This is a genomic window from Aeromonas molluscorum 848, from assembly GCF_000388115.1.
In the GTDB taxonomy this organism is placed as follows: domain Bacteria; phylum Pseudomonadota; class Gammaproteobacteria; order Enterobacterales; family Aeromonadaceae; genus Aeromonas; species Aeromonas molluscorum.
Genome location: NZ_AQGQ01000215.1, coordinates 1 through 5,688, shown reverse-complemented (window position 1 = coordinate 5,688; position 5,688 = coordinate 1). Strand labels below are relative to the sequence as shown.

At 57.3% G+C, this 5,688-nt stretch carries 8 protein-coding genes; 1 reads left to right on the top strand and 7 read right to left on the bottom strand.

Features of this window, described 5'->3' with window-relative positions; genetic code table 11:
- Position 1 precedes the first annotated feature (1 nt).
- The 5 genes from fabD to yceD form a co-directional block, all read right to left on the bottom strand.
- Complete coding sequence (gene fabD / locus G113_RS18690) at positions 2-937, bottom strand: ACP S-malonyltransferase (protein WP_005908724.1); 936 nt, start codon at positions 935-937, stop codon at positions 2-4.
- Positions 938-1,018: 81 nt separating this feature from the next.
- On the bottom strand, positions 1,019-1,978 hold the full coding sequence (locus G113_RS18685; RefSeq protein WP_005908721.1) for a beta-ketoacyl-ACP synthase III: 960 nt from the start codon (positions 1,976-1,978) through the stop codon (positions 1,019-1,021).
- Positions 1,979-1,985: 7 nt separating this feature from the next.
- Complete coding sequence (gene plsX, locus G113_RS18680) at positions 1,986-3,005, bottom strand: phosphate acyltransferase PlsX (protein WP_040319388.1); 1,020 nt, start codon at positions 3,003-3,005, stop codon at positions 1,986-1,988.
- 9 nt (positions 3,006-3,014) lie between these two features.
- Complete coding sequence (rpmF, locus tag G113_RS20805) at positions 3,015-3,182, bottom strand: 50S ribosomal protein L32 (RefSeq protein WP_005908717.1); 168 nt, start codon at positions 3,180-3,182, stop codon at positions 3,015-3,017.
- A gap of 19 nt (positions 3,183-3,201) precedes the next feature.
- Positions 3,202-3,723, bottom strand: a complete 522-nt coding sequence (yceD, locus tag G113_RS20800) for a 23S rRNA accumulation protein YceD (protein ID WP_005908715.1) — start codon at positions 3,721-3,723, stop codon at positions 3,202-3,204.
- 118 nt (positions 3,724-3,841) lie between these two features.
- Between yceD and G113_RS18670 the strand changes: the two genes are divergently transcribed.
- Complete coding sequence (locus G113_RS18670) at positions 3,842-4,423, top strand: Maf family protein (protein ID WP_005908713.1); 582 nt, start codon at positions 3,842-3,844, stop codon at positions 4,421-4,423.
- Between the two features lie 205 nt (positions 4,424-4,628).
- Here the strand turns inward: G113_RS18670 and G113_RS18665 are convergent, their stop codons facing one another.
- On the bottom strand, positions 4,629-5,276 hold the full coding sequence (locus tag G113_RS18665; RefSeq protein ID WP_152436105.1) for an HAD family hydrolase: 648 nt from the start codon (positions 5,274-5,276) through the stop codon (positions 4,629-4,631).
- Positions 5,273-5,688, bottom strand: a 416-nt coding sequence (locus G113_RS18660) for a pseudouridine synthase (protein ID WP_040319387.1), incomplete at its 5' end; no start/stop codon positions are given. The genes G113_RS18665 and G113_RS18660, both read right to left, overlap by 4 nt.

The following is a 5,688-nucleotide window of genomic DNA, read 5'->3' as shown; positions in this document are numbered from 1 at the left end:
TTTACTTGGACTGGGCCAGCGCCTGCTCGAATGAGGCAGCATCATTGGCATGAATGCCTTCTACGCGCTTGTCGATACGCTTGGCAAGGCCGGTCAGCACTTTGCCTGGACCCATTTCGATCTCGAGGGTAACGCCATCGTTGGCCATCCGCTCTACTGTCTCGCTCCAACGTACCGGGCTGAACAGCTGACGCACCAGCGCCTGCTTGATGGCCGCCGGATCCTGTTCACAGGTAACGTCGACATTATTAATGACGGCGATACTTGGAACCTTGATCTCGATCCCATCCAGCGCAGTGGCCAGCTTCTCGGCAGCCGGTTTCATCAAGGCGCAGTGTGAAGGTACAGAAACGGGCAGCGGCAGTGCTCGCTTGGCACCGGACTCTTTCATCAAAATATTGGCGCGTTCAACCGCCTCTTTGTGGCCGGCGATCACTACCTGGCCCGGGGAGTTGAAGTTGACCGGTGAGACCACCTGGCCTTGAGCGGCCAGTTCGCAGTTGGCGGCAATGGCCTCGTTATCCAGACCTATGATGGCCGCCATGGCGCCCGTACCTTCCGGCACGGCCTCCTGCATGGCCAGGCCGCGCAGTTCAACCAGCTTGACCGCATCCTTGAAACCCAAGGCTCCGCTGCACACCAGGGCGGAATACTCCCCCAGGCTGTGACCGGCCATGACGGAGGGGGTCGCCCCACCCTGTTGCTGCCACAGACGCCACAGCGCGACTGACGCCGTCAACAGAGCGGGCTGTGTCTTCCAGGTTTTGCCCAGCTCTTCGACCGGTCCCTGCAGAACCAGCTCGAGCAAGTCATAACCGAGTACCTGACTCGCCTCGGCGAAGGTCTCTTTAATGACGGCATGTTGCTCGGCCAGCTCGGCCAGCATGCCGACGGTCTGGGAGCCTTGTCCCGGGAAAGCGATGGCAAATTGGGTCATCATGAATTCCTTAACGCGAAAACATCAATCGGGCGCGATCCGTTCATAAGCCGGTATCGCGCCCTGCTCTTGCAAGAAAAATTAGAAACGGACCAGCGCCGAACCCCAGGCAAAACCGCCACCAAAGGCTTCGAGCAGTACCAGCTGACCACGTTGAATGCGGCCGTCTCTCACCCCTTCATCGAAGGCGATAGGCACAGAAGCGGCCGAGGTATTACCGTGGCGATCCAGGGTCAGTATGACTTTGTCCAGCCCCATTCCAAGCTTTTTGGCGGTGGCGCTGATGATGCGGAAGTTGGCTTGATGAGGCACCAGCCAGTCCAGCTTGCTGGGCTCAATGTCGTTGGCCGCCAAGGTCTCGGTCACGATCTCGCTCAGGCGAGTGACGGCCACCTTGAAGACATCATTGCCCTTCATGTACATGTAGGCTTCGAGCTCTGCGCCCGTCAGGCCACGGCGGGGGTGCGGCAGCTTGAGCAGATCACCGTAACGGCCATCGGCATGAAGATGGGTGGAGAGAATGCCAGGAGACTCGCTCGCTCCTACCACCACGGCCCCTGCCCCATCCCCAAAGAGGATGATGGTGCCGCGATCTTGCGGATCGCACATGCGCGACAGCACATCGGCGCCCACGACCAGCACATGACGAGCCGCCCCTGACTTGATGAACTGATCGGCGACCGCCAGGGCATAGGTAAAGCCTGCGCAGGCAGCAGCGATGTCAAACGCCGGGATCCCCGGGACGTCCAACAGATTTTGCAGCTCGCACGCGGCGGCCGGGAAGGCGTTTTCGGCACTGGTAGTGGCCAGCACTATCATGTCCAGATCCGCGGCCTGAATGCCTGCGGCTTCCAGTGCGCGCAGCGCTGCTTGATGTGAGAGGGTCGCGACCGTTTCGCCTTCACCCGCGATACGACGCTCATGGATGCCAGTGCGTGCCACGATCCACTCATCACTGGTCTCAACCATCTGCTCAAGATCGGCGTTGGTACGCACTGAACTTGGCAGATAGCTGCCAGTACCCAGAATTTTGCTATGCATAGAGTTCTTATAGATCCCTGTCGGAAAAGACAGATTCAAGGCGATCTGCTATTTGCAATGGAAGTTGATGCTTGGCCTCTTGTGCGGCCAGCAGGATCGCAGTACAGAGGGCGCGACGTTCGGCCCGCCCATGACTTTTTACCACAATGCCGCGCAATCCTAACAGACTTGCGCCGTTATACTGGTCGGGGTTCAGGTAAGAAAAACGCCGTTTGAGCATAAAGCCAGCTATCAAGCCAAGAAAAGAGCGCTTTTTACGTGGATACCCGGCCAATTGCCCCATCATGCGTACCACCCCCTCCGCCGTCTTGAGCGCTACATTGCCCACGAAACCATCGCAGACGATGACGTCCGCCTGGCCGGTGAACAGGCAGTCGCCCTCGATAAAGCCGGTAAAGTTGATGGCCGGACACTGACGCAGCAATTCGGCACTGTGACGAACCAGATCGTTACCTTTGATCTCCTCCTCCCCCACGTTGAGCAGCGCGACACGAGGCGTCGCTATGCCCTCCACCAATTCAGCCACCACGGACCCCATGACCGCAAACTGCAGCAAGGTATCTGCATCGCAGCTCACATTGGCTCCCAGATCCAGCATGACGGTGCGCTTGCCCGCCACGGTTGGCAACGCCTTGATCAGTGCCGGTCTATCCACCCCGGGTAGGGATTTGAGCACACACTTGGCCATGGCCATGAGGGCGCCGGTATTACCGGCACTGACGCAGGCATCGGCGGCGCCACTCTTGACCAGATCCAGCACGACCCGCATGGAAGAATCTTTGAGGGTACGCAACGCCACGATCGGTTTATCGCCCATCCCAACGACTTGGGAGGCATGCACGAAACGAGCGCGAGGATGATTAAGCAGGCCATGTTGGCGTAGGAGCGGAGTAACGCAGGTCTGATTGCCAACCAGGATCAGATTGAGCTGTGGCAGAAGAGACAGTGCCTGCACGGCGGCAGGCACTGTTTCAGAGGGGCCAAAATCTCCCCCCATTATGTCTAGCGCGACATTGAGCGTAGACAAAGGCAATCCTTAAGCGATTACCTTTTTACCGCGGTAGAAACCATCGGCAGTCACGTGGTGACGACGATGAATTTCACCACTGGTCTGATCAACAGTCAGTGCTGCGCTGGTCAATGCATCGTGGGAACGACGCATGCCACGACGGGAACGGGTTTTACGGTTCTGTTGTACGGCCATGGTAGGCTAACTCCTAGATTCACTTACGTTTAAGCTCTTCAAGAACTGCAAAGGGATTTGGCCGCTCATCAGCAGGTTCGATATCACCCCATGTCATGTCCATGTTCCCTCTGGGACAAGCATCCATCGGATGCATGGCGACCTGAGGCAACGAGAGGATAAGTTCATCCTCAAGGATTTTATGAAGATCTATCTCGCCGTTTTCGTCCAACTCAATGGGCTCATAAGCTTCCGGCAGTTCTTCCTCGTTTGTTTTTTCAAACAGCGGAGTGTAGATAAATTCAGCTTCACAAAGGTGTTGAAATGTATCTCCACAACGCTGGCAAACCAGGTCAACCTCGGCATGGGCAGTGCCTTCCATAACGGTCAACTTCTGGACATCTTTGCCAAAGTGCAGTGTTACATTCACATCACTTCGCAAGCCTGCGGTTGATGCTTCCAATCTGGGCATCTGCGACTTTTCCACTATTCCGACATAGTCGAGTAGCTTCAAGGCATTACGGACTGGATCAACCTTAACGGGCAACTTCACCTTTTGCATAGGGCGCGAATATTATAGGTCCAACAAGGGATAGTCAAAGGAAAAAGTCCTTACCACCGATGATTTTAACGACAGAAGTCCTTAACATGGCAGAACTCATCCCCACCGGCTGCGGATTATGACACAAAAGCTGATACTCGCCTCTACTTCTCGCTATCGGCAGGCCCTGCTCGCCAAGCTAGGCCTCCCTTTCGACTGCCAGGCCCCCGAGGTCGATGAGACTCCTCTCCCCGGGGAATCGGCCAGGCAACTGGTGCTGCGCCTGGCCATCGCTAAGGCCCGGACAGTTGCCAATCAACATGATCAGGGTCTGATCATAGGTTCGGATCAAGTGTGCGTCTGCCAGAATGAGATCCTCGGTAAGCCCGGCACAGTCGAGCGTGCCGTGGCGCAACTGCTGGCAGCCCAGGGTCAAAGCGTGACCTTCTATACGGGCCTGGCGGTAGTCGATGCGGCCACCGGCCAGTGCCACAGCCTAGTTGAACCCTTCACCGTGCATTTTCGCTCTCTGGATGAGGCGGCAATCCGCCGTTACGTCGAGGCTGAACAGCCACTGGATTGCGCCGGAAGCTTCAAGTGTGAAGGGCTCGGCATAGTGCTGTTCAAGGCGTTAGAGGGACGCGATCCCAATTCGCTGATCGGCTTGCCGTTGATCGGTCTGGTTGAGATGCTGGCCTGCCATGGTCACTCTCTTCCCTGATCCATCATCACGGCAGCCCTGATCAGGTATTTTCAGTTGCTTGATCACCGAGACATCCCAACCTTGATCATGTCGACCGACATTGACCCAAACTGCGTTATCAGCAGAGACAAGGCGGTGTAAATGACAAAAGAGCGCCAAAGCGCTCTCTTGTCAGGTGTTATTACAGACGCATCACCCTTGCGTGAAACATCACGGGATAAACCTAATCGAAGGCCCCGCGCAGCTGCGCCATGGTGTCGGCCATCAGTACTGGCTCGAACTCGGCCAGACGTGCCTTGTCATGGACACCCCAGGTCACTCCGATACTCGCCATACCAAGCGCCTTTGCCATGCCGAGATCGTGGATCGAGTCCCCTATCATCACCGCCTCGTTGACGGGCACCTTGAGCTCATCGAGCAACTGCCTGAGCATCAGGGGATCGGGTTTGGAGTTCGCCTCGTCTGCGCCGCGACTGGCAGCAAACAAGGGTCTCAATCCTGTCTCGTCCAGCACTCTGTCCAGACCTCGCCGTGACTTGCCTGTGGCCACCGCCAGCAATACGCCACGCCCATGCCAGTCATGGAGCAATTCGGTGACGCCATCAAACAAGGGGCTGGGGGTATTATCATGGAGGTAATGGTACCGATAACGATCAACCAGGCGATCGCAGGATTCACTCCCCTCCTCCAGCCCAAACAGCCCCGCCAGCCCAACGCCCAGACTCAAGCCAATGATCTGCTGAGTTTGCTGCTGCGTCGGCATCGGCAGGCCGCAGTCGCTGGCAGCCAGCTCGACGCAGGTGACGATACGCCCGATGGAGTCCATCAGGGTGCCATCCCAGTCAAAGATTGCGAGCCGGATAGCCATCAGCGTGCCAGCTTGTTGAGGAAGCTGTCGAGCTCAGGCGCCAGCGGCGCCTCGATCAATACCTCACGGCCATCGACCGGATGGGTAAAGGTGAGCTTCCAGGCATGCAAGAACAGACGTTTTAGCCCTTGGCTGCGCATTTTCTCGTCAAAGGCCGCTTCACCATATTTGTCATCGCACGCGATGGGGTGGCCCGCATGCTGGGTATGCACCCGGATCTGGTGAGTTCGGCCGGTGATCGGGCTGCACTCGATCAGAGTTGCCTCGGCAAATTGGCGCGCGATCCTAAAGCGTGTCTCCGATGGCTTGCCATCGGCCGTGACTCGCACTACCCGTTCGCCAGATTGCAGGTCGTTTTTGCGCAGCGGCGCATTGACCACCTTGACATGAGACTGCCATTTGCCACGCACCAGTG

Excerpts from the sequence above, each read along its gene's own strand:
- G113_RS18670 (WP_005908713.1), top strand. The coding sequence starts at position 3,842 with ATGACACAAAAGCTGATACTCGCCTCTACTTCTCGCTATCGGCAGGCC.
- yceD (WP_005908715.1), bottom strand. The coding sequence starts at position 3,723 with ATGCAAAAGGTGAAGTTGCCCGTTAAGGTTGATCCAGTCCGTAATGCC.
- G113_RS18685 (WP_005908721.1), bottom strand. The coding sequence starts at position 1,978 with ATGCATAGCAAAATTCTGGGTACTGGCAGCTATCTGCCAAGTTCAGTG.
- rpmF (WP_005908717.1), bottom strand. The coding sequence starts at position 3,182 with ATGGCCGTACAACAGAACCGTAAAACCCGTTCCCGTCGTGGCATGCGT.
- fabD (WP_005908724.1), bottom strand. The coding sequence starts at position 937 with ATGACCCAATTTGCCATCGCTTTCCCGGGACAAGGCTCCCAGACCGTC.